We start from the raw sequence: 21,018 nt of genomic DNA on the forward strand, positions 1-21,018 counted from the left end.
GGCCCCACATGAGTCCCGATCTGAGCCTCGACCTGCATGACCTGTCCGTGGCGCGCGGCGGGCGGACGATCCTGTCGGGCCTCACCGCCAGTATCCGGCCAGGGGAAGTGTGCGTGCTGCTCGGCCCGAACGGCGCCGGCAAGTCGAGCCTGATCGAAGTCATGGCAGGGCTGAGGCAGCCGTCCGCCGGAGCGGTGCTGCTGGATGGCAGGCCGCTTTCTGACATGCCCGCGCGCGAACGGGCGCGGCGCATCGGCTATCTGCCCCAGGGCGGCGAAGTGCACTGGAACCTGAGGGTGCGCGATCTCGTGGCGCTTGGGCGTGCCCCGCACCTGGGGCCGTTCGCCCGGCTTTCGGTGAGCGACCATGCCGCCATCGAACAGGCGCTGGAACAGGCGGACGCGGCGGCTCTGGCCGATCGCCTCGTGCTCGGCCTATCCGGCGGGGAGCGGGCGCGCGTGCTGCTGGCCCGGCTACTGGCCGGAGAGCCGCAACTGATTCTTGCGGACGAACCGCTCGCCAACCTCGATCCGCGCCACCAATTGCAATCGCTGGCGCTGTTCCGGGCCGCGGCCGATGCCGGGGCGGCTGTCGTGCTGGTGGTGCATGATCTTTCAGCCGCCGCGCGCGCGGCCGACAGGCTGATGCTGCTGGCCGGGGGCAGGCTTCTGGGTGAAGGCCCGCCGCGCGACGTGCTGACACCCGGCCTCATCCGCGAAGCCTATGGGATCGACGCGGTCATCCGCGACGACCCCGAGACCGGGCTGCTGGTGCTGCCAGTTCGCTGAGGGGAGGGGCTGCCGCTCTCTGGCGGTTCAGTCCCAGCGGGCTTCGGGGGGCAGGCTCATCAATATGGCGTCGATGTTTCCGCCCGTCTTCAGGCCGAAGGTGGTGCCCCGGTCATAGACAAGGTTGAATTCGGCATAGAGGCCGCGATAGCGCAGCAGGGCGAGGCGGTCTTCCTCGGTCCAGGGCAGGCCCATGCGGCGGCGCACGATGGCCGGGAAGGTCGTCAGGAAGGTTTCGCCGACATCGCGGGTGAAGTCGAAGTTGCGGTCGAAATCGCCCTCCTTCTCGACGTTCAGCCAGTCATAGAAGATGCCGCCGACACCGCGCATGCGCTTCCTGTGCGGCACGTAGAAATATTCGTCGCACCAGGCCGAGAATTTCGGCCAGTGTGCCGGGTCGTGACGGTCACAGGCCTGCTCGAAGGCCTGTTTGAAGAAGGCGGTGTCCTCCTCGTGCGGGAGGGCAGGGTTGAGATCGGCCCCGCCGCCGAACCAGCGCTTCGACGTGACGAGGAAGCGTGTGTTCATGTGAACGGCCGGCACATGCGGGTTGGCCATATGGGCGACAAGGCTGATTCCCGTCGCGAAGAATCGGGGATCCTGATCGGCGCCGGGGATGGACTTCGCGAACTCCGGGTTGAACTGGCCATGGACAGTCGAGATATTCACGCCGACCTTCTCGAAGACCCGCCCCTTCATCACGCCCATGGTGCCGCCGCCGCCGGGTGCGCCGCTGTGATCGGTCCGCTCCCAGGGGGTATAGACGAAGCGGCCGGGTGCAGCCGGGGCATTGGTCAGCGCCGGAAGGCTTTCGCCTTCATCCTCCAGCGTTTCGAATTCGGCGGTGATGCGGTCGCGAAGCGAGCGGAACCAGGCTTCGGCGGCGAGCTGTTGCTGATCAAACTGGGTCATGCGCGCCTGAGTGCCACCGGAAGGGCGGGGCGGCAACGGCTGCCAGCGGAGAATTTTCGAAGCGGCCGCTTTGTGCGCTTGACAGCCCGGCGGCCGGCCAATAGATGGGCGCTCCACACAACGCGGGTGTAGCTCAGTCGGTTAGAGTGCCGGCCTGTCACGCCGGAGGTCGCGGGTTCGAGCCCCGTCACTCGCGCCATTTCCCCCGGGATAACAGTTGTTTCAAAACACTGATATCCCGGGGAAAATAAACCCCACAGACAATCTGATTCCTGTCGCTGCCCCTCAATCCGGCGGCGCGTCCTCGCTCGCGACGGTCAGGACCGTCTTGCCGAGCCCCTTGCCCGACAGGGCGAATTCCAGCGCGGCGGCAAAATCCTCGAAGGCGAAGCATCGGCCGACAGGCGGGTCGAGCCGACCATCCGCGACCCAGCCCAGAAGCTCATCCAGCTGCCCGGCGGCGCGCCTGCCTTCGAACAGCAGGAATTGCCGCACATCGACACCCAGCAGGCCCGCGCCCTTCATCAGGGTGAGATTGGCCGGCAGGGCGGGGATTGGCCCGCCCACGAAGCCGACGACCAGATGCCGCCCGCCCCATGCCAGCGAGCGGAAGGCGGGCTGGAAAAGCGGCCCGCATACGGGATCGAAGATGACATCGGGGCCACGGCCGCCGCTGGCCGCCTTCAGCCTGTCCCGCCAGCCTTCTTCCTGCGTGTCGATGACGGCGTCCGCGCCATGGGCAAGGCAATGCGCCCGCTTCTCCTCGCTCGATGCCGCAGCGATCACGCGCGCGCCCAATATTCTGCCGACCTGCACGGCCGCCATGCCGACACCGCCCGCCGCGCCAAGCACCAGAAGATGTTCGCCTGGCTGCAGCCTGGCCCTGTCGCGAAGGCCGTGCAGCGCGGTCAGGTGGTTGATGCGGAAGCCTGCGGCTTGCGCGAGGCTCATTGCGTCGGGCACGGGGGTGGCCATGGCGGCTGGCGCGATGGCAAAATCGGCAAAGCCGCCGCGCACGGTCGCCATCACGCGCTGCCCGGGGGTCAGCCCCTTCACGCCGGCGCCCACGGCCTCGATCCAGCCGCCAGCTTCCTGGCCGGGCACATGGGGAAGCGGCGGCTTCACCTGATAGCGTCCAAGCGAGACCAGCGCATCGACATAGCCGACACCGCAGGCAGAGACGCGCACCAGCACCTCGCCGTCCGCCGGCGCGGGCATTCCGGCTTCCTTGAGCTGATAATCCGCGATGCTGTCGAGCGATTGGGCTTCAACGATCCTCATGGCGTCTCCTCGGGGTCTGGCCGCTGGCCTGAGCGGGGTGATGCGCCGTCGGGGCGTTGCGGGTCAATCGCGGGCGTTGTCGTCGCCTTGGGCGCGCAGCCTGTCCCACATGATGGTTTCATGCGCGATGGAGGCTTCGACCAGCTGTTCCCACAGCTGGCCGACCAGTGCCGGGTCGAGGCCCAGGGCCTCGGCCTCGCGCTGCGCATTGGCGATCACCTGCGCCTTGCGCGGCTCGTCCCGCACCATGTTGCGGCCGGGCTTGATGCGGGCGGCCGCATCCATGAAGCGCATGCGCTCGGCCAGAAGCGTGACAAGGGCGCGGTCGATCGAATCGACCCCGGCGCGCACCTCGGCCATCGTCTCGCAGGCTTCGGGCGGGATGCGGCTCATGGGCGCCACTTTCCTGTTTCGATCCAGACGAGAAGGGGCTTCACCGGAAACACCCAGGCGATGCCCAGCACCAGCCATATGGGCAGCTGGATCAGCGGATGAAGGGTCGCCACCGGCTCGAACAGCCAGACGACGAAAATGGCATAGGCGAATATGCCGGCAAGGAGGGCGAGAATGCCCAGCGGCCGGCGAAGGCTTGGTGTCATCCCGTGCGTCTAGCCGCAGCGCCGGCGTGGTGGAAGTCCGAAGGTGTCGCAATGGCGTCGAGCGGCTGGTCCCATGGTTCGGCTTCGATTGCCGGCACGATCTGCACGTCCCAGGCGAGGCCGATTGCGAGCAGCGGGCCGGAAGACCTGAGGCTGGCGAGGGTGCGGTCATAGTGGCCGCCGCCCTGGCCAAGCCTGTGGCCGCGGCGGTCGGCTTCCAGAAGCGGCACCAGCACCACGTCCGGCCGCGCTGCGGGCCTGTCCTCTGGCGGCTGGAATATGCCCCGGAAGCCGGGCACGAGATCTTCCGGCCCGGCGAGATGATAGTCCAGCGGCTGTGGGCCGGTGACACGGGGAAAGGCGAGCAGCCAGCCGAGCGCCCGGGCGGCCCGTTCCACGGCTGCCGGCGCGATTTCCGAGCCGGCCGGGGCATAGCTTCCGAGGATCCCGGGCGACCCTAGGTGCGGCACCACCCTTTCGGCCAGGGCCTGCTCGAGCGCGGCACGGGCCGGGGCCGACAGGGCGGCGGTGAAGGCGGCCCGGATTTCGCGGGCGTGGGCGCGCTGTTCCTTGCGTGCGGCGATGCGCGTGCCGGTTGTCGTCATCTGGCGCCTGTCTCCCCCCAGTATTCCAGCACATATGTTCCAGCACCTGTGCAAGACACTGTCCGCATTCCGGCGCGGTGGGCAAGCCCCATCATGCACGCACCAGCGGCGCTGGCGCGATTTCGAGGCCGCGCCTGCCGCGGCAGGCTGTCAAGGAAAAGGGGGGGCGGGAAGGGTGGCGGGCCCGCATCGACCGTTTGCCTGAAAATCCTCTGACGCCAGAACGTCAGGTGGGAGCCATGTGATCAGGACCGGAATCCCGGCAGGGACAGCCCCCTTGGATGTGTTTATCGCCTCAGGGATGTTCGTTGCGCGCATCGGGCAGAACCCGCCACGACTGGATTTAGGCGGCGTCGGCCGCTTTCTCAAGCCTGTCTGCAAGAAGTTCCGCGCGCCGGGCCAGCGTTTCGAGAGCGGCGGCGTCCGTATATGGCCCCCTGCTGCCCGAAGGGCCGTCGCGATCGCGGTCGATCAGCTCACCGCTGACGAGCAGCGCGGCCATCAGCAGCAGCCGGGCCTCGGCCACGGTTCCGAGATTCTCGACCAGGGCCGTCATGCGCGCATCGAGCAGGCCCGCTGCCGCGCGCAGCTCGTCTTCCTCGCCATCGCGGCAGGCCAGGCGATAGGATCTGCCGCCTATGCTGAGGGCGACTTCAGCCATTGCTCCGCCGCCGTTCCACCTCGATGAGGCGGTCGAGCTCGGACACGGTTTCCCGGGTCGCCGTGCGCAGGGCACGGTGGCGTCGGTCAAGCCTGTCGGCCGCGGTTTCCGCACGCCGCAAAGCGGCATCGATCCGCGCAAGGATATCAGTCATCGCGCTCATCCCAAGGTGTCGGAATACGGATGATACGGAATCGCCTTTCCCGTCAAGAGGTGGTCTTTCAATATCTTGCCACGGAAAGGTAAGAAATTGTCTACACTTTGCAAGGACGCGCCATGTGGCCTTGCCGAAGCCGCGCGACGTTGATTTATGTCAGTTGCTTTGCAAGGGAGGCGCCACGCCATGTCTGGCAGCAGACTCGGCGTGTCGCGAATCGGGCCTGAACGGGCCACACGACCTTCATTGAACATCCGAGGACAGGGCGCCCCAAATGGCATCGTACAGGCTGGCAGACGACGAAGCGCGCAGGATGGCGAATGCGATTCGCGCACTCGCCATGGATGCGGTGGAAGCCGCCAACAGCGGCCACCCGGGAATGCCCATGGGCATGGCCGATGTGGCGACCATGCTGTGGGGTGAATTCCTGAAGTTCGACCCGAAGGCCCCCCGCTGGGCGGATCGCGACCGTTTCGTGCTTTCGGCGGGCCATGGCTCGATGCTGATCTATGCGCTGCTGCACCTCAGCGGCTTCGAACAGCCGACGATGGATGACATCCGGCGCTTCCGCCAGCTTGGCAGCCCCTGCGCCGGCCACCCGGAACAGCATGAACTGCCCGGTGTCGAAACAACGACCGGCCCGTTGGGGCAGGGCCTTGCAACGGCTGTCGGCATGGCGATTGCCGAACGCCACCTGAAGGCGGAATTCGGCGCCGACATCGTCGACCACCGGACCTGGGTGATCGCCGGCGACGGCTGCCTGATGGAAGGCATCAGCCACGAGGCGATCGGCATCGCCGGCCATCTGAAGCTTGGTGGCCTCAACATTCTCTGGGACGACAACGGCATTTCCATCGATGGCCCGATTGCCATGGCTTCGAGCGAGGATGTGCCCGCCCGCTTCCGGGCTGCCGGCTGGCATGTCGTTTCCTGCGACGGGCACGACCCGGCCTCGATCCGTGCGGCGCTTTCTGAAGCACAGGCCAGCGACCTGCCGAGCCTGGTGCAGTGCCGCACTGTCATCGGTTTTGGCGCGCCCACCAAGGCCGGCTCCGAAAAGACGCATGGCTCGCCACTGGGGGCGAGCGAGATCGCCGGCGCGCGCGAGAAGCTTGGCTGGAAGGCCGCGCCTTTCGAAATTCCCGCCGATGTCGCAGCATCCTGGGCGCGTGCCGGCGCCCGTGGCGCCGAGGCGCGCAAGGCGTGGGAAGCCCGCCTTGCAGCGCATCCGGCCCGCGCCGAGTTCGAGCGCCGCAAGGCCGGCAAGCTGCCCGAAGGCTTCTCCCTCGCCGCGTTCAAGGCGAAACTGCTGGCCGACGCCAAGCCGGTTGCAAGCCGCAAGGCGTCCGAGATGGCGCTCGACGTCATCAATGCCCAAGTGCCCGAGACCATCGGCGGTTCGGCCGACCTCACCGGCTCCAACAACACCCGCTCTTCCGGCCAGGCCGTGCTCGATGCCGCCAACCCGGGCGGGCGCTACATCCATTACGGCATCCGCGAATTCGGCATGGCGGCGGCCATGAACGGGCTGGCGCTGCATGGCGGCGTCATTCCCTATGGCGGCACCTTCCTTGTCTTTGCCGATTATTGCCGTGGCGCGATCCGCCTGTCGGCGCTTCAGGGCCAGCGCGTCATCTATGTGCTGACCCACGACAGCATCGGCCTTGGCGAGGATGGCCCGACGCACCAGCCGATCGAGCATCTGGCTTCCCTCAGGGCGATGCCCAACATTGCCGTCTACCGGCCTGCCGACGCCATCGAGACGGCCGAATGCTGGGAACTGGCGCTCGCCGATGCGCACCGGCCTTCGGTGCTGGCGCTGAGCCGGCAGAATCTGGCGCTACTGCGCACCGAAGCCGATGTGAATCTTTCGGCCGGTGGCGCCTATCGCCTGCGCGCCGCCAGCGGGGAGCGCCGGGCCATATTGGTGGCGACCGGTTCCGAAGTCGGTCTGGCGATCGATGCCGCAAAGCGTCTGGAAGCGCAGGGCATCGGCGCCGATGTCGTCTCCATGCCTTCGTGGGAGCGGTTCCTGGAGCAGCCGGCCGAAGCGCGCGCGGCCCTTCTTCCCGATGACGTGCTCAAGGTTTCCGTGGAAGCCGGCGCGACCTTCGGCTGGGAACGGATCGTGGGCCGCGACGGCCTGATGTTCGGGATCGACAGCTTCGGCGCATCCGCGCCGGCGGCCGATCTCTACCGCCATTTCGGCCTGACGGCCGAGGCAATCGCCGACGGGGTGGCGCGCCGCCTCGCCTCGGCCTGACGCCGGGTTTCAACACAGCTAAAGCATAGCGGATCGAGCAAGGAGCAGGATGATGAAGGTTGCGATCAACGGGTTCGGGCGCATTGGCCGCCTTGTTCTGCGGGCCATTCTGGAGCAGGGCCGTTCCGACATCGAGGTGGTCACGATCAACGACCTCGCCGATGCGAAGTCCAACGCCATGCTGTTCAAGCGCGACAGCGTGCATGGCCGCTATCCCGGCACCGTCGAGGCCGATGGCAATGACCTGGTGATCGACGGCAAGCGCATCCGCGTCACCGCCGAGCGCGACCCCTCGAAGCTGCCGCACAAGGAACTGGGCGTCGACATCGCGCTCGAGTGCACCGGCTTCTTCACCGATGCCGACAAGGCGGGCGCGCACCTCGAGGCGGGCGCCAGGCGGGTGCTGATCTCGGCGCCGGGCAAGGGTGTCGATCTTACCGTCGTCTATGGCGTCAACCACGACAAGCTGACGGGCGATCACCGCATCGTCTCCAACGCCAGTTGCACCACCAACTGCCTCGCTCCGGTCGCCAAGGTGATGAACGACCTCGTCGGCATCGAGCGCGGCCTGATGACGACCATCCACGCCTACACCAACGACCAGAAGATCCTCGACCAGATCCACTCCGACATGCGCCGCGCGCGCGCTGCCGGCGTGTCGATGATCCCGACAACCACGGGCGCTGCCCGCGCCGTCGGCGAAGTGCTGCCGGAACTGAAGGGCAAGCTCGACGGCTCGGCCGTCCGCGTGCCGACCCCGAACGTCAGCCTTGTCGACCTCACCTTCGTGCCCGGCCGCGACACCACGAAGGAAGAAGTGAATGCGGCGCTGAAGGCCGCGTCCGAAGGCGCCCTGAAGGGCATCCTCGACTATTCGGACGAGCCGCTGGTCTCCATCGACCTCAACCATGTCCCGGCTTCCTCCACGGTGGACAGCCTGGAAACGGCCGTGATCGAGGGCAAACTCGTCCGCGTTGTCTCCTGGTACGACAATGAGTGGGGCTTCTCGAACCGCATGGCGGACACTGCGGTGGCGATGGGCCGCTTCCTCTGATGTTCCGCTCGCTCGACGACATGCCGGGGGATCTGGCGGGCCAGCGCGTGCTGGTCCGCTGCGATCTCAACGTGCCGATGCAGGGGGGCGCCGTTTCCGACGCGACCCGTCTTGCCGCAGCCGTGCCGACTCTTGCCGAACTGGCCGACAGGGGGGCGAAGGTGCTTGTCCTGTCGCACTTCGGGCGGCCGAAGGGCGAGGTGCGTGAAGACATGTCGCTGGGCATGGTGGTGCCGGCGCTGGCCGACGTGCTCGGCCGCAGCGTCGGCTTCCTTGCCGATTGCCAGGGCGCCGACATGGCGGACGAAACCCGCAAGCTCGCCGATGGCAGCATCACGGTCCTCGAGAACACCCGTTTCCACAAGGGCGAGGAAAAGAACGACCCCGGCCTTGTCGCCGCCATGGCGCTTCTGGGCGATTTCTTCGTCAGCGACGCCTTCTCGGCGGCGCATCGCGCCCACGCCTCGACCGAGGGCCTGGCCCATGTGCTTCCGGCCTTTGCCGGCCGGGCGATGGAAGCCGAGCTGAAGGCGCTGGAAGCAGCGCTCGGCCAGCCCAGACGCCCGGTAGCGGCCGTTGTCGGCGGCGCCAAGGTCTCGACCAAGCTCGACGTTCTGACGAACCTTGTCGGCAAGGTGAATCATCTGATCATCGGCGGCGGCATGGCCAACACCTTCCTCGCCGCCAAGGGCATCGCGGTTGGCAAGAGCCTGTGCGAGCACGACCTCGCCGATACCGCGCGCGACATTCTCGCCCGCGCCGAAGCGGCTGGCTGCACCGTGCACCTGCCGTGGGACGTGGTGGTGGCGCACGAATTCAAGGCCCATGCCGACAACCGCATCGTGAACGTGCACCATGTCGAGGCGGAGGAAATGATCCTCGACCTCGGGCCGCACGCTGTCGAGGCGCTCGGCGATGCGCTGAAGACCTGCGCGACGCTGATCTGGAACGGGCCGCTGGGCGCCTTCGAACTGGAGCCCTTCGATACAGCAACCGTGGCGCTGGCCCGGACCGCTGCTGCGCTTACGCAGGAAGGCGCACTTGTTTCGGTCGCCGGCGGCGGCGACACGGTCGCGGCGCTCAATCACGCTGGCGTCGCCGACAGCTTCACCTTCGTGTCGACAGCTGGCGGCGCGTTTCTGGAATGGATGGAAGGCAAGGCGCTTCCCGGCGTGGAAGCCCTGAAATCAGGAGATCACGCATGAAGATGACCAAGACTGTCCGCAAGATTCTGGCCAATTACGAGAGCGACAACCCCGGCACCAAGGCCAATATCGCCCGCATGCTGATGGCGGGCCGCCTCGGCGGCACGGGCAAGATGGTGATCCTGCCCGTCGACCAGGGCTTTGAACATGGACCGGCGCGCAGCTTCGCGCCCAATCCGGCCGGCTATGACCCCCATTATCATTTTCAGCTGGCGATCGATGCCGGCCTCAACGCCTTTGCGGCTCCGCTCGGCATGCTGGAAGCCGGCGCCGACACTTTCGCCGGCCAGATCCCGACGATCCTGAAGGCCAACAGCTCCAACAGCTGGGCCGACGCCAAGGACCAGGCCGTGACCGCTTCGGTCGATGATGCGCTGCGCCTCGGCTGCTCGGCCATCGGCTTCACCATCTATCCGGGTTCCGAATATTTCTTCGAACTGCTCGAGGAAATCCGCGAACTGTCGGCCGAAGCCAAGTCCGTCGGCATCGCCACCGTCATCTGGTCCTATCCGCGCGGCGGCGCGCTTTCCAAGGAAGGGGAGCTGGCGCTCGATGTCGGGGCCTATGCGGCGCATATGGCGGCGCTTGCCGGCGCCCACATCATCAAGGTGAAGCTGCCGTCCGACCATATCGAGCAGAAGGATGCGAAAAAGGCCTATGAGGGCGGCGACTGGTCGACCCAGGCCAAGCGTGTCGCCCATGTGGTGCAGAGCTGCTTCAACGGTCGCCGTCTCGTCGTCTTCTCGGGCGGCGCGACCAAGGGCGCCGACGCTGTCTACGAGGATGCCCGCGCCATCCGTGACGGCGGCGGCAATGGCTCGATCATCGGCCGCAACAGCTTCCAGCGCCCGCGCGAGGAAGCGCTGGCGCTGCTCGACCGCATCGTCCGCATCTATCTTAACAAGGAATGAGCGGGACCACCGACAGTCTCGACGGGTTCGGCAGGGAGGCGCGTCCTCCCTGCCAGCTCTACCTGATTTCGCCGCCGGCGCCCGATATCGAGGCGCATGCGGCAGCCCTTGACGCTGCGCTCAAGGCGGGCGGCGCGTCCGGAGGCGGCCCGGTTGCGGCCTATCAGCTGCGGCTGAAGGGCGTGCCGGATGACGCCATCCTTTCGGCGGCGGCCCGGCTGATGCCCATCTGCGCCGCTCATGATGTCGCCTTCATCCTGAACGACCGCGCCGATCTCGCAAAGGCATGTGGCGCCGATGGCGTCCATCTCGGCCAGTCGGATGGCAGCGTCGAATCGGCGCGTCGCCTTCTCGGCCATGACGCCCAGATCGGCGTGACCTGCCACGACAGCCGGCACCTCGCCATGGAGGCAGGGGAGGCCGGGGCCAATTATGTCGCCTTCGGGGCCTTTTATCCCACCGGCACCAAGACGGTCGCGCATCATGCCAGCCCCGACATTCTCGCCTGGTGGACCGGGATCAGCCCCATCCCGTGCGTGGCGATCGGCGGGATCACCGCCGACAATTGCCGCCCGCTCGTCGAGGCAGGGGCGGATTTCCTCGCGGTGTCTGCCGGCGTCTGGAATGCGGAGGATCCCGCAGAGGCCATCTTGGCATTCGCCCGTGCGATGCGCTAAGGCGCGCCACGCTCTTTCAAGCCCACAGGTGAATCCATGAAGATCAGCGGCGTCGACATCCGTCCCGGCAACATCATCGAGTATGAGGGCGGCATCTGGCGCGCCGTCAAGACCCAGCACACCCAGCCGGGCAAGGGCGGGGCCTATATGCAGGTCGAGATGAAGAACCTCATCGACGGCCGCAAGACCAACGTTCGTTTCCGCTCGGCGGAAACAGTGGAACGGGTCCGTCTCGATACCAAGGATTTCCAGTATCTTTATGCCGAGGACGACAATCTCGTCTTCATGGACAAGGATACCTACGATCAGGTGACCCTGCCGCGCGATCTTCTCGGCGATGCAGCGGCCTTCCTCTCGGATGGCATGGACGTCACCATGGAACTCTACGAGGAGCGGCCGCTCAGCGTGCAGCTGCCCGATCAGGTCGAATGCACCATCGTCGAGGCCGACGCCGTGGTGAAGGGGCAGACGGCTTCGTCCAGCTACAAGCCCGCGATCCTTGACAATGGCGTCCGCATCATGGTGCCGCCGCATATTGGAAGCGGCACGCGCATCATCGTCGACGTTTACGAACAGGCCTACGTCCGCCGGGCCGACTGAGGCCCGACTTCAGGAGTGGCCCACGTCCGCCGCGCCGAAGAAGGCATGGCGGCGCAAGGGAGAACAGCGTGTCGCAATCCGCCATCATCACCGTCATGGAGCGGGCCTGCCGCAAGGCGGCGCCGCGCCTGCGCCGCGACTTCGGCGAGGTCAGCCAGCTTCAGGTGTCCCGCAAGGGGCCGGCGGATTTCGTCTCGCAGGCCGACAGGGCAGCCGAGAACACCCTTGTCGAGGAACTGCAGAAGGCGAGGCCTGGCTGGGGCTTCCTGCTGGAAGAGGGCGGAGAGATTCCAGGCGAGGAAGCGGATTCGCCGCGCTTCATCATCGACCCGCTGGATGGCACCAGCAATTTCCTGCACGGCATTCCCCATTTCGCCATATCGATCGCCGTCGAGCATCTGGGCGTGGTGGTGGCCGGCATGATCTACCAGCCGCTGACGGACGAGAGTTTCTGGGCCGAGCGCGGGCGTGGCGCCTGGCTTCACAACGCAAGGCTCAGGGTTTCGGGGCGGCGCGATCTCGATCAGGCGCTGCTTGCCACCGGCATTCCCTATATGGGCCATGGGAAGCAGGCCGAGTTCGAGTCGATCCTCCACAATGTCATGCCCGAAGTCGCCGGCATCCGCCGCTTCGGTGCCGCGAGCCTCGATCTCGCCTGGGTCGCGGCCGGGCGTTTCGATGGCTTCTGGGAACAGGGGCTGAGCCACTGGGACGTGGCGGCCGGCATGCTTCTGGTGAAGGAGGCCGGCGGCTTCGTGACCGACTTCCGCGGCAGCGAACAGATGGTGGAGCGCCGCGAGGTGATCGCCGCCAATGACCAGATCCATTCGAGGCTGCACAGGCTGGTTGCCGGAGCGCTGCGCTAGCAGACCCCGGTTTTCCGCTCGGCGGCATGGTCATTGCGGCCATTCTGATGCTTGCCGGGCCGCGCCAGCTTCCCTAGAGGAACCGCCATGCCAGAGCTTGCCGACATCGGACGGGAGTATCTCCCGATTCTTCTCTTCTTCGGCGTCGCGATCCTGTTCGCGCTCGCCTTCGTGGCCCTGCCGATCCTCGTCTCGAACGTGGTCGGCACGAACAAGCCCTACAGCGGCAAGCTGTCGGAATATGAAAGCGGCTTCCCCGCCTTCTCGTCCGCGCGCGGCCAGTTCGACGTGCGCTTCTATCTTGTGTCTATCCTGTTCATCATCTTCGACCTCGAGGTTGCCTTCCTCTTTCCCTGGGCTGTCAGCCTGAAGGAAATGGGGCCGGATCTCGTTTTCGCCTGGGGCTCCATGATGCTTTTCCTCGGCGTTCTCACGGTCGGCTTCATCTATGAATGGAAGAAGGGAGCTCTGGACTGGGAATGATGGGCAACGCTCTCGCCTCCGGCGCCCCCGGCGCCCTGAACACAGCCGGCGCCCCCGGCGCCAGCAAGGCATCGGGCGGCCTCGTGCGGCCCGATGGCACCCCGCTTTCCGCCGGTGACCAGTTTTTTGCCGATGTCGGCAAGGAGCTGGACAACAAGGGCTTCCTTGTCACCAGCCTCGAGGATCTGACGCACTGGGCGCGCACCGGCTCGCTCTGGTGGATGACCTTCGGCCTTGCCTGCTGCGCCGTCGAGATGATGCACGCCTCCATGCCGGATTACGACATGGAGCGCTTCGGCGCTGCGCCGCGCGCTTCGCCACGCCAGTCCGACGTGATGATCGTGGCCGGCACGCTGTGCAACAAGATGGCCCCTGCGCTCCGCCGCGTCTATGATCAGATGCCCGAGCCGCGCTACGTCATCTCGATGGGAAGCTGCGCCAATGGCGGCGGCTATTATCATTACAGCTACTCGGTCGTGCGCGGCTGTGACCGGATCGTTCCGGTCGACATCTATGTGCCCGGCTGCCCGCCGAGCGCCGAGGCGCTGCTCTATGGCATCATGGCGCTGCAGCGGAAGATCCGCCGCGCCGGCACGTTCGAGCGCTAGGAGCCCAAGCGATGAGCCATGTTCCCGCCGTTGCCGGAAACGAGGGTGTCGCCGAGCGCGCGCTTTCCATCCTGAGCGAGCATGTGATCGACGCCGCCGAGGCTGTCGGCGAGCTGACGCTTCTGGTGCGCCGCGAATCCATCGCGCTGGTCCTGCGCACGCTTCGCGACACGCCCGATCTTGCCTATGAGCAGCTGCTCGACATCTGCGGCGCCGACTATCCCGATCGGGCCGAGCGGTTCGAGGTGAACTATCACCTGCTTTCGATGAAGCATAACCGCCGCATCCGGGTGAAGGTGACGACGGACGAAGTCGAGGCCGTGCCCTCCGTGACGGCGCTTTTCCCCTGCGCCGGCTGGTTCGAGCGCGAGACCTGGGACTGCTACGGCATCTTCTTCGAGAACAATCCGGACCTCCGCCGCATCCTCACCGACTATGGCTTCGAAGGGCATCCCTTCCGCAAGGACTTCCCGCTGACCGGCCATGTCGAGCTGCGCTACTCCGAGGAGCATGGGCGCGTGATCTACGAGCCGGTGCGGCTGAAGCAGGACTTCCGCAACTTCGACTTCCTGTCTCCCTGGGAAGGGAACTGGAAGCTGCCCGGCGATGAAAAGGCCGAAGGACAGGAGGGCGGACAATGACCCACGCGCCCGAGACCGTGACACTGGAAGGCCAGGTGATCGACCCGACACTGGTCACGCCTGACACGAAGATCCAGAACTACATGATCAACTTCGGGCCGCAGCACCCGGCGGCCCATGGCGTGCTTCGCCTGGTGCTGGAGCTTGACGGCGAAGTCATCGAGCGCTGCGACCCGCACATCGGCCTGCTGCACCGCGGCACCGAAAAGCTGTGCGAATACAAGACCTACCTTCAGGCGCTGCCCTATATGGACCGCCTGGACTATTGTTCGCCCATGTCGATGGAGCACAGCTATGTGCTTGCCATCGAGAAGCTGATGGGCGTCGAGGTTCCGATCCGCGCGCAGGTGATCCGCGTGCTGTGGGCGGAACTGATGCGCATATCGAACCACATCCTGAACGCGGGCAGCCATGCCATGGACGTGGGCGCGCTGACGCCCATCATCTGGCTCTTCGCCGAGCGGGAAAAGATCTACCGCTTCTCGGAGCGAGTCTCCGGTGCGCGCATGCATGCGGCCTATTTCCGCCCCGGCGGCGTCCACCAGGACATGCCCGAGGGCCTGGCCGAGGACATCCGCGCGTTCATCGCCCATTTCCCGACGGTGCTGGACGAGGTGACCACCCTCGTCATCAACAACCGCATCTTCAAGCAGCGCAATGTCGACATCGGCGTCATCTCCGCCAAGGACGCCATTGCCTGGGGCTTCACCGGCCCGTGCCTCCGCGCGTCCGGCATCCCCTGGGATCTGCGCAAGTCCCAGCCCTATGAAATCTATGCCGACCTCGATTTCGAGGTTCCGGTGGGCAACAATGGCGACTGCTACGACCGCTTCATGGTGCGCGTGGAAGAAATGCGCCAGTCGCTCCGCATCATCGAGCAGTGCCTCAACAGGCTCGAGCATCTGAAGGGCGCGCCGATCGCGACGCTCGACCGCAAGGTGGCGCCGCCGAAGCGGGGCGAGATGAAGCGTTCGATGGAAGCGCTCATCCATCACTTCAAGCTCTATACCGAGGGCTTCAAGGTGCCGCCGGGCGAAGTCTATGTGGCGACAGAAAGCCCCAAGGGCGAATTCGGCATCTATCTCGTCTCGGACGGGACGAACAAACCCTATCGCTGCCACATCCGCGCGACGGGGATGAGCCATTTGCAGGCGATGGACTTCCTTCTGAAGGGGCACATGCTGGCCGACGCGCCGGCCGTGCTTGGAAGCCTCGACATCGTGTTCGGCGAGGTTGACCGGTGAGCGACTACAGCGATTTCCAGTGGACGGCAGAAAACGCCACCAGGGCCGAGGAGATCATCGGCCGTTATCCCAAGGGGCGCGAGGCATCGGCCATCATGCCGCTGCTTTGGCTGGCGCAATATCAGATGCGCGAGCAGACGGGCGTTGCCTGGCTGCCGCTGCCGGTGATCGAATATGTGGCGGCGCAGATCGGCATGCCGAAGATCCGCGCGCTCGAGGTCGCCACCTTCTACACCATGTACAATCTGCAGCCGGTCGGCCGTTTCCACGTTCAGGTGTGCGGCACCACCCCCTGCATGCTGCGCGGCTCCGACGACGTGATGCGCGCCTGCCATGACAAGGGGCTGAAGAAGGGCGCGATCACCAACGGCGGCCTTTTCACCCTGACCGAGGTGGAATGCATGGGCACCTGCGCCAACGCCCCCATGGTTCAGATCAACGACGACAATTTCGAGGACCTGACCTACGAGAGCATGTCGGCCATCCTCGATGACCTGATTGCCGGCCGCGCGCCGAAGCCCGGCAGCCAGACCGGCCGGCAGGCGAGCTGCCCGGAAGGCGGGCCGACGACGCTGAAGGACATGGCCCATGCTGGCTGACAAGGACCGTATCTTCACCAACCTCTACGGCTTCCAGCCGTGGGGCATCGAGCATGCGATGAAGCGCGGTGACTGGGCCGACACGAAATCGCTGATGGCGATCGGCCAGGACGCGATCATCCAGACGGTGAAGGATTCCGGGCTGCGCGGTCGCGGCGGCGCCGGCTTCTCCACCGGCATGAAGTGGAGCTTCATGCCCAAGGAATCGAAGGATGGCCGGCCGTCCTTCCTCGTCATCAACGCCGATGAATCCGAGCCCGGCTCCTGCAAGGATCGCGAGATCATCCGCCACGATCCGCACAAGCTGGTCGAGGGGGCGCTGATCGCCGGCTTCGCCATGCGGGCGCGGGCAGCCTATATCTACATTCGCGGCGAATATATCCGCGAAGCCGAGGTGCTGTTCGCAGCGGTCGAGGAAGCCTATGCGAAGGGCTTCCTGGGCAAGAATGCCTGCGGCTCGGGCTATGACTTCGACGTCTTTGTCCACCGTGGCGCCGGGGCCTACATCTGCGGCGAGGAAACCGCGATGATCGAAAGCCTCGAGGGCAAGAAGGGCCAGCCGCGCCTGAAGCCGCCGTTCCCGGCCGGCGTCGGCCTCTATGGCTGCCCGACCACGGTCAACAATGTCGAATCGATCGCCGTCGTTCCCACCATCCTGCGTCGCGGCGCCGACTGGTTCGCCAGCTTCGGCCGGCCCAACAATGCCGGCACCAAGCTGTTCCAGATTTCCGGCCATGTGAACCGCCCGTGCGTGGTGGAAGAGGCGATGAGCGTGCCCTTCCGCGAACTGATCGAGACGCATTGCGGCGGCATTCGCGGCGGCTGGGACAATCTGCTTGCCGTCATTCCGGGCGGATCGTCGGTGCCGCTGGTGCCCGCGCACCAGATCATGGACGCGCCGATGGATTTCGACGGCCTGCGCGACCTGAAGTCGGGCCTCGGCACGGCGGCGGTGATCGTGATGGACAAATCCACCGACATCATCCGCGCGATTGCCCGCATCAGCTATTTCTACAAGCATGAAAGCTGCGGCCAGTGCACGCCGTGCCGCGAAGGCACCGGCTGGATGTGGCGGGTGATGGAACGGCTCGCGACCGGCGATGCCGAACCCCATGAAATCGACACGCTGCTCGATGTGACGACACAGGTGGAAGGCCATACCATCTGCGCCCTCGGCGACGCGGCCGCCTGGCCGATCCAGGGCCTGATCCGCCATTTCCGCCCCGAAATCGAAGCACGCATCGCCAGTAGGCGCGGGTTCGCACAGGTGCCCGGCCTGCCGCAGGCGGCGGAGTAAGCCATGCCCAAGTTGACCGTAGACGGGATCGAAGTGGAGGTGCCGGCAGGCGCCACCGTGATGCAGGCCTGCGAACTGGCCGGCAAGGAGATACCGCGCTTCTGCTACCATGAGCGCCTGTCGATTGCCGGCAATTGCCGCATGTGCCTTGTCGAGGTGTCGCCCGGCCCGCCCAAGCCGCAGGCAAGCTGCGCATTGCCCGCCGCCGAAGGCCAGGTGATCACCACCGAAAGCGACAAGGTGCGCAAGGCCCGCGAGGGGGTGATGGAGTTCCTGCTCATCAACCACCCGCTGGATTGCCCCATCTGCGACCAGGGCGGCGAATGCGACCTGCAGGACCAGGCCATGGCCTATGGCAAGGGTTTCAGCCGCTTTGACGAGAACAAGCGCGCCGTCACCGAAAAGCACATGGGCCCGCTCATCAAGACGGTGATGACGCGCTGCATACACTGCACCCGCTGCGTTCGCTTTTCCGAGGAAGTGGCGGGCGTCGAGGAAATCGGCGCGCTCTACCGCGGCGAGAACATGCAGATCACCTCCTATCTGGAAAAGGCGGTCAGCTCCGAACTTTCGGGCAATGTGATCGACCTCTGCCCGGTCGGCGCGCTCACTTCCAAGCCCACGGCCTTCCAGGCCCGCCCCTGGGAACTGAAGCGCACCGACGGCATCGACGTGATGGACGCGGTCGGTTCCAACATCGTGATCGGCAGCCGGTCCGGCGCTGTCGTGCGCGTCACGCCGCGCCTTGACGACGATGTGAACGAGGAATGGATTTCGGATACCGCCCGCTTCTCGGCCGATGGCCTGAAGGAGCGCCGGCTCGACCGGCCATGGGTGCGCGTGAACGGCAAGCTGCAGCCCGCCAGCTGGGCACAGGCCTTCGCCGCCGTTGCAAAGGCGCTCGAGGGCAAGCCCGGCGAACAGGTCGCCGCGATCGCCGGCGATCTCTGCGCGGTAGAGGATCTGGTGGCTGCAAAGGATCTGCTGACTGGCCTCGCCTCGAAGCGGCTGGAATGCCGCACCGACGGCGCAGCCTATGAAGGCCCTGCCGCCCACTGGCGCTTCAACACCGGCATTGCAGCCCTCGAGACGGCGGACGTGGTGCTGATCGTCGGGGCCGACCCGCGTGTGGATGCGCCGCTGGTCAACAGCCGCATCCGCAAGGCGGTGCGCCGGGGCGGCGCCGTCGTCTTCCGAATCGGCGAAGGCCTCGATCCGAGCTACCCCGTCACCAATCTCGGCGACGACATGGGCATTCTTGCCAACCTGCCCGGCGCCGCACTCGAAAGGCTGACGGCCGCCCAGCGCCCGGCCCTCATCCTCGGCAGCCGCAACGCCACGCCCGCCGTGCTCGCTGCGGCCCATGCACTTGCGCCGCATCTCGTCAAGGATGGCTGGAACGGCTTCAACATCCTGCACACGGCTGCCTCGCGCTTTGGCGCGATGATGACCGGCTGGGCAGGGGAGGGGCTGGACGCCATGGTGGCCAGCCCGCCATCCGTGCTGTTCCTTCTGGGTGTGGACGAGATCGAGCTTGCGCCGTTCGCCGCGGCCGTGAAGATCTATGTCGGTTCCCACGGGGATGCCGGCGCCGCCACCGCAGACATCATCCTTCCGGCAGCTGCATGGGCCGAAAAGCCCGGCACCTATGTCAACATGGAAGGCCGGGTGCAGCGATCGCTGCGCGCCACCTTCCCGCCGGGCGACGCGCGCGAGGACTGGACGATCTTCCGCGCCCTGTCCGATGTGCTGGGCATCCGCCTCGGCTATGACAATGCCGACCAGCTGCGCGCCCGGATCGCCGCCGAATGGCCCGAACTGGGCCAGGAGGGCATGGTTTCGGCAAGCTGGCAGCCGGCGCAGCTTTCCGCCAGCACGCCATCCGGCCCCGCGAAGCGCCCGGTGCGCGATTTCTATTCCACCAACCCGATCCTGCGCGCCAGCCCGACCATGCGGGCCTGTGTCGCCGAGATACTCGAAGGCCGCGCGCCGGCCGCACTGGAGGCCGCGGAATGATCGTCGAATGGTTCCAGGGCTTTCTGGGTGAGATTGGCGGCTATGTCGTGGCCCATCTCGCGCTGATCCTGCTGATTGCGCTGCCTGTCATGCTCGCCATGGCGCTGTCCACCTGGGTGGACCGCAAGGTCTGGGCGATGATGCAGATGCGCCGCGGCCCGAACGTCGTCGGCCCCATCGGCATCCTCCAGCCCTTCGCGGATGGCCTCAAGCTGTTCCTGAAGGAAACGATCGTTCCTTCGGGCGCGAACAAGGGTGTCTTCTTCATCGCGCCCATCATCAGCTTCGTGCTGGCGCTGGTCGCCTGGGCTGTCATTCCCTTCGATGCCGGCTGGGTGCTCTCCGACATCAATGTCGGCGTGCTCTTCCTCTTCGCCATCTCGTCGATGGGCGTCTATGGCATCATCATGTCGGGCTGGGCCTCCAACTCGAAATACCCCTTCCTCGGCGGCCTACGCTCGGCGGCGCAGATGGTGTCCTACGAAGTCTCCCTCGGCTTCGTTCTCGTCACGGTCGTGCTCTATGCCTCCAGCTTCAACCTCTCCGACATCGTCGAAAGCCAGCGCGGCAACATCCTGGGTTTCCTGAACGGCAACATCTTCAACCCGTTGCTGTTTCCCATGGGAATCGTCTTCCTGATCTCGGCGCTGGCCGAAACCAACCGCCCGCCCTTCGATCTTCCGGAAGCGGAAGCGGAACTGGTTGCCGGCTATCAGGTGGAATATTCGTCCATGACCTTCGCCCTGTTCTTCCTGGGCGAATATATGAACATCCTGCTGATGTGCACGCTGACGTCCATCCTGTTCCTCGGCGGCTATCTGCCGCCTGTCGACTGGGCGCCGCTCTATCATGTGCCGGGCCTTGTCTGGCTGTTCCTGAAGATCGTCTTCATGTTCTTCGTCTTTGCCTGGGTGAAGGCGACGGTGCCGAGGTACCGCTATGACCAGCTGATGCGGCTGGGCTGGAAGGTGTTCCTGCCATTGTCGCTGTTCTGGGTCGTTCTCGTCTCGGGCTGGCTGGTCTTCACCGGCCATTTCTCCGGAGGTGCCGCATGAGCCTTTTCCAGGCTGCAAAGTCGCTCCTGCTTCTGGAAATGATCCAGGGCCACTGGCTGACGCTGAAATATGCGTTCCGCCCCAAGAGCACGGTGAACTACCCCTATGAAAAGGGGGCGATCTCGCCGCGATTCCGCGGGGAGCATGCGCTGCGTCGCTACCCCAATGGCGAGGAGCGCTGCATCGCGTGCAAGCTGTGCGAGGCCGTGTGCCCGGCGCAGGCCATCACCATCGAAGCGGAGCCGCGCGCCGATGGCAGCCGCCGGACGACGCGCTACGACATCGACATGACGAAGTGCATCTACTGCGGCCTCTGCCAGGAAGCCTGCCCGGTGGATGCCATCGTCGAGGGGCCGAACTTCGAGTTTGCAACCGAGACGCGGGAGGAACTGCTCTATGACAAGCAGAAGCTTCTCGCGAACGGGGAGCGCTGGGAGCGTGCCATCGCCGCAAACCTTGCCGCAGACGCGCCCTACCGCTAACGGCATCGCAATCA

General features: G+C 65.9%; 24 protein-coding genes and 1 tRNA gene. 18 read left to right on the forward strand and 7 right to left on the reverse strand.

The features are described 5' to 3' along the window. Window positions 1-8 precede the first annotated feature (8 nt). Complete coding sequence (locus ACUJ46_RS04240) at window positions 9-788, forward strand: ABC transporter ATP-binding protein (RefSeq protein WP_445389191.1); 780 nt, start codon at window positions 9-11, stop codon at window positions 786-788. 27 nt (window positions 789-815) lie between these two features. On the opposite strand, the gene hemF is transcribed toward ACUJ46_RS04240, so the two are convergent. Further along, entirely contained in the window at window positions 816-1,700 is an 885-nt protein-coding gene (gene hemF / locus ACUJ46_RS04245; RefSeq protein ID WP_445389192.1) for an oxygen-dependent coproporphyrinogen oxidase, read from the reverse strand. A 122-nt stretch (window positions 1,701-1,822) separates the two neighbouring features. Between hemF and ACUJ46_RS04250 the strand changes: the two genes are divergently transcribed. Then, window positions 1,823-1,899: transfer RNA gene (locus ACUJ46_RS04250), tRNA-Asp, on the forward strand. Window positions 1,900-1,985: 86 nt separating this feature from the next. Here the strand turns inward: ACUJ46_RS04250 and ACUJ46_RS04255 are convergent. The 6 genes from ACUJ46_RS04255 to ACUJ46_RS04280 form a co-directional block, all read right to left on the reverse strand. Continuing rightward, a complete protein-coding gene (locus tag ACUJ46_RS04255) occupies window positions 1,986-2,981 on the reverse strand; it encodes an NADPH:quinone oxidoreductase family protein (protein WP_445389193.1) in 996 nt (331 codons plus the stop codon). A 63-nt stretch (window positions 2,982-3,044) separates the two neighbouring features. Beyond that, window positions 3,045-3,374: a chorismate mutase gene (locus ACUJ46_RS04260; RefSeq protein WP_445389194.1), complete on the reverse strand. Its 330-nt coding sequence runs from the start codon at window positions 3,372-3,374 to the stop codon at window positions 3,045-3,047. Next, complete coding sequence (locus ACUJ46_RS04265) at window positions 3,371-3,580, reverse strand: DUF2842 domain-containing protein (protein ID WP_445389195.1); 210 nt, start codon at window positions 3,578-3,580, stop codon at window positions 3,371-3,373. The genes ACUJ46_RS04260 and ACUJ46_RS04265 overlap by 4 nt, the downstream gene beginning before the upstream one ends. Further along, entirely contained in the window at window positions 3,577-4,185 is a 609-nt protein-coding gene (locus ACUJ46_RS04270; RefSeq protein WP_445389196.1) for a 5-formyltetrahydrofolate cyclo-ligase, read from the reverse strand. The genes ACUJ46_RS04265 and ACUJ46_RS04270 overlap by 4 nt, the downstream gene beginning before the upstream one ends. A 343-nt stretch (window positions 4,186-4,528) precedes the next feature. After that, window positions 4,529-4,846, reverse strand: a complete 318-nt coding sequence (locus tag ACUJ46_RS04275; protein WP_445389197.1) for a cell division protein ZapA — start codon at window positions 4,844-4,846, stop codon at window positions 4,529-4,531. Next, the gene (locus ACUJ46_RS04280; RefSeq protein WP_445389198.1) at window positions 4,839-5,000 is read right to left on the reverse strand and encodes a hypothetical protein; all 162 of its coding nucleotides are present in this window, start codon (window positions 4,998-5,000) and stop codon (window positions 4,839-4,841) included. Before ACUJ46_RS04280 ends, ACUJ46_RS04275 begins: the two co-directional genes overlap by 8 nt. A gap of 277 nt (window positions 5,001-5,277) precedes the next feature. Between ACUJ46_RS04280 and tkt the strand changes: the two genes are divergently transcribed. The 16 genes from tkt to nuoI all read left to right on the forward strand — a co-directional run bounded on the left by tkt (window position 5,278) and on the right by nuoI (window position 21,004). After that, window positions 5,278-7,266, forward strand: a complete 1,989-nt coding sequence (gene tkt / locus ACUJ46_RS04285; RefSeq protein ID WP_445389199.1) for a transketolase — start codon at window positions 5,278-5,280, stop codon at window positions 7,264-7,266. A 49-nt stretch (window positions 7,267-7,315) separates the two neighbouring features. Continuing rightward, window positions 7,316-8,320: a type I glyceraldehyde-3-phosphate dehydrogenase gene (gene gap, locus ACUJ46_RS04290; protein ID WP_445389200.1), complete on the forward strand. Its 1,005-nt coding sequence runs from the start codon at window positions 7,316-7,318 to the stop codon at window positions 8,318-8,320. After that, entirely contained in the window at window positions 8,317-9,525 is a 1,209-nt protein-coding gene (locus ACUJ46_RS04295) for a phosphoglycerate kinase (protein ID WP_445389528.1), read from the forward strand. Before gap ends, ACUJ46_RS04295 begins: the two co-directional genes overlap by 4 nt. Next, window positions 9,522-10,436: a class I fructose-bisphosphate aldolase gene (locus ACUJ46_RS04300; RefSeq protein WP_445389201.1), complete on the forward strand. Its 915-nt coding sequence runs from the start codon at window positions 9,522-9,524 to the stop codon at window positions 10,434-10,436. Before ACUJ46_RS04295 ends, ACUJ46_RS04300 begins: the two co-directional genes overlap by 4 nt. Then, window positions 10,433-11,113 (forward strand): thiamine phosphate synthase, encoded by a 681-nt coding sequence (gene thiE, locus ACUJ46_RS04305; RefSeq protein ID WP_445389202.1) that lies wholly within the window; start codon window positions 10,433-10,435, stop codon window positions 11,111-11,113. The genes ACUJ46_RS04300 and thiE overlap by 4 nt, the downstream gene beginning before the upstream one ends. Before the next feature lie 36 nt (window positions 11,114-11,149). Next, window positions 11,150-11,713, forward strand: coding sequence for an elongation factor P (gene efp / locus ACUJ46_RS04310; RefSeq protein ID WP_445389203.1), 564 nt, complete (start codon window positions 11,150-11,152; stop codon window positions 11,711-11,713). A gap of 68 nt (window positions 11,714-11,781) precedes the next feature. Then, on the forward strand, window positions 11,782-12,579 hold the full coding sequence (locus ACUJ46_RS04315; RefSeq protein WP_445389204.1) for an inositol monophosphatase family protein: 798 nt from the start codon (window positions 11,782-11,784) through the stop codon (window positions 12,577-12,579). A gap of 87 nt (window positions 12,580-12,666) precedes the next feature. Further along, a complete protein-coding gene (gene ndhC / locus ACUJ46_RS04320) occupies window positions 12,667-13,062 on the forward strand; it encodes an NADH-quinone oxidoreductase subunit A (RefSeq protein ID WP_445389205.1) in 396 nt (131 codons plus the stop codon). Next, window positions 13,059-13,670, forward strand: a complete 612-nt coding sequence (locus ACUJ46_RS04325) for a NuoB/complex I 20 kDa subunit family protein (RefSeq protein WP_445389206.1) — start codon at window positions 13,059-13,061, stop codon at window positions 13,668-13,670. The genes ndhC and ACUJ46_RS04325 overlap by 4 nt, the downstream gene beginning before the upstream one ends. An 11-nt stretch (window positions 13,671-13,681) precedes the next feature. After that, window positions 13,682-14,311, forward strand: a complete 630-nt coding sequence (locus ACUJ46_RS04330; RefSeq protein ID WP_445389207.1) for an NADH-quinone oxidoreductase subunit C — start codon at window positions 13,682-13,684, stop codon at window positions 14,309-14,311. A gap of 17 nt (window positions 14,312-14,328) precedes the next feature. Beyond that, entirely contained in the window at window positions 14,329-15,555 is a 1,227-nt protein-coding gene (locus tag ACUJ46_RS04335; RefSeq protein ID WP_445389529.1) for an NADH-quinone oxidoreductase subunit D, read from the forward strand. Further along, window positions 15,552-16,154 (forward strand): NADH-quinone oxidoreductase subunit NuoE, encoded by a 603-nt coding sequence (nuoE, locus tag ACUJ46_RS04340; RefSeq protein WP_445389208.1) that lies wholly within the window; start codon window positions 15,552-15,554, stop codon window positions 16,152-16,154. The genes ACUJ46_RS04335 and nuoE overlap by 4 nt, the downstream gene beginning before the upstream one ends. Further along, entirely contained in the window at window positions 16,144-17,451 is a 1,308-nt protein-coding gene (gene nuoF, locus ACUJ46_RS04345; RefSeq protein ID WP_445389209.1) for an NADH-quinone oxidoreductase subunit NuoF, read from the forward strand. The genes nuoE and nuoF overlap by 11 nt, the downstream gene beginning before the upstream one ends. Window positions 17,452-17,454: 3 nt before the next feature. Continuing rightward, window positions 17,455-19,467, forward strand: a complete 2,013-nt coding sequence (gene nuoG, locus ACUJ46_RS04350; protein ID WP_445389210.1) for an NADH-quinone oxidoreductase subunit NuoG — start codon at window positions 17,455-17,457, stop codon at window positions 19,465-19,467. Next, complete coding sequence (gene nuoH / locus ACUJ46_RS04355) at window positions 19,467-20,522, forward strand: NADH-quinone oxidoreductase subunit NuoH (protein WP_445389530.1); 1,056 nt, start codon at window positions 19,467-19,469, stop codon at window positions 20,520-20,522. The genes nuoG and nuoH overlap by 1 nt, the downstream gene beginning before the upstream one ends. Continuing rightward, the gene (nuoI, locus tag ACUJ46_RS04360; protein WP_445389211.1) at window positions 20,519-21,004 is read left to right on the forward strand and encodes an NADH-quinone oxidoreductase subunit NuoI; all 486 of its coding nucleotides are present in this window, start codon (window positions 20,519-20,521) and stop codon (window positions 21,002-21,004) included. The genes nuoH and nuoI overlap by 4 nt, the downstream gene beginning before the upstream one ends. Window positions 21,005-21,018 lie beyond the last annotated feature (14 nt).

Source organism: Sandaracinobacteroides sp. A072 (genome assembly GCF_052616365.1).

Excerpts from the sequence above, each read along its gene's own strand:
- efp (WP_445389203.1), top strand. The coding sequence starts at position 11,150 with ATGAAGATCAGCGGCGTCGACATCCGTCCCGGCAACATCATCGAGTAT.
- tkt (WP_445389199.1), top strand. The coding sequence starts at position 5,278 with ATGGCATCGTACAGGCTGGCAGACGACGAAGCGCGCAGGATGGCGAAT.
- nuoG (WP_445389210.1), top strand. The coding sequence starts at position 17,455 with ATGCCCAAGTTGACCGTAGACGGGATCGAAGTGGAGGTGCCGGCAGGC.
- ACUJ46_RS04265 (WP_445389195.1), bottom strand. The coding sequence starts at position 3,580 with ATGACACCAAGCCTTCGCCGGCCGCTGGGCATTCTCGCCCTCCTTGCC.
- ACUJ46_RS04325 (WP_445389206.1), top strand. The coding sequence starts at position 13,059 with ATGATGGGCAACGCTCTCGCCTCCGGCGCCCCCGGCGCCCTGAACACA.
- ACUJ46_RS04270 (WP_445389196.1), bottom strand. The coding sequence starts at position 4,185 with ATGACGACAACCGGCACGCGCATCGCCGCACGCAAGGAACAGCGCGCC.
- thiE (WP_445389202.1), top strand. The coding sequence starts at position 10,433 with ATGAGCGGGACCACCGACAGTCTCGACGGGTTCGGCAGGGAGGCGCGT.
- ACUJ46_RS04240 (WP_445389191.1), top strand. The coding sequence starts at position 9 with ATGAGTCCCGATCTGAGCCTCGACCTGCATGACCTGTCCGTGGCGCGC.
- ACUJ46_RS04275 (WP_445389197.1), bottom strand. The coding sequence starts at position 4,846 with ATGGCTGAAGTCGCCCTCAGCATAGGCGGCAGATCCTATCGCCTGGCC.
- ndhC (WP_445389205.1), top strand. The coding sequence starts at position 12,667 with ATGCCAGAGCTTGCCGACATCGGACGGGAGTATCTCCCGATTCTTCTC.
- ACUJ46_RS04260 (WP_445389194.1), bottom strand. The coding sequence starts at position 3,374 with ATGAGCCGCATCCCGCCCGAAGCCTGCGAGACGATGGCCGAGGTGCGC.
- ACUJ46_RS04255 (WP_445389193.1), bottom strand. The coding sequence starts at position 2,981 with ATGAGGATCGTTGAAGCCCAATCGCTCGACAGCATCGCGGATTATCAG.
- nuoF (WP_445389209.1), top strand. The coding sequence starts at position 16,144 with ATGCTGGCTGACAAGGACCGTATCTTCACCAACCTCTACGGCTTCCAG.
- hemF (WP_445389192.1), bottom strand. The coding sequence starts at position 1,700 with ATGACCCAGTTTGATCAGCAACAGCTCGCCGCCGAAGCCTGGTTCCGC.
- gap (WP_445389200.1), top strand. The coding sequence starts at position 7,316 with ATGATGAAGGTTGCGATCAACGGGTTCGGGCGCATTGGCCGCCTTGTT.
- ACUJ46_RS04280 (WP_445389198.1), bottom strand. The coding sequence starts at position 5,000 with ATGACTGATATCCTTGCGCGGATCGATGCCGCTTTGCGGCGTGCGGAA.
- ACUJ46_RS04300 (WP_445389201.1), top strand. The coding sequence starts at position 9,522 with ATGAAGATGACCAAGACTGTCCGCAAGATTCTGGCCAATTACGAGAGC.
- nuoI (WP_445389211.1), top strand. The coding sequence starts at position 20,519 with ATGAGCCTTTTCCAGGCTGCAAAGTCGCTCCTGCTTCTGGAAATGATC.
- ACUJ46_RS04330 (WP_445389207.1), top strand. The coding sequence starts at position 13,682 with ATGAGCCATGTTCCCGCCGTTGCCGGAAACGAGGGTGTCGCCGAGCGC.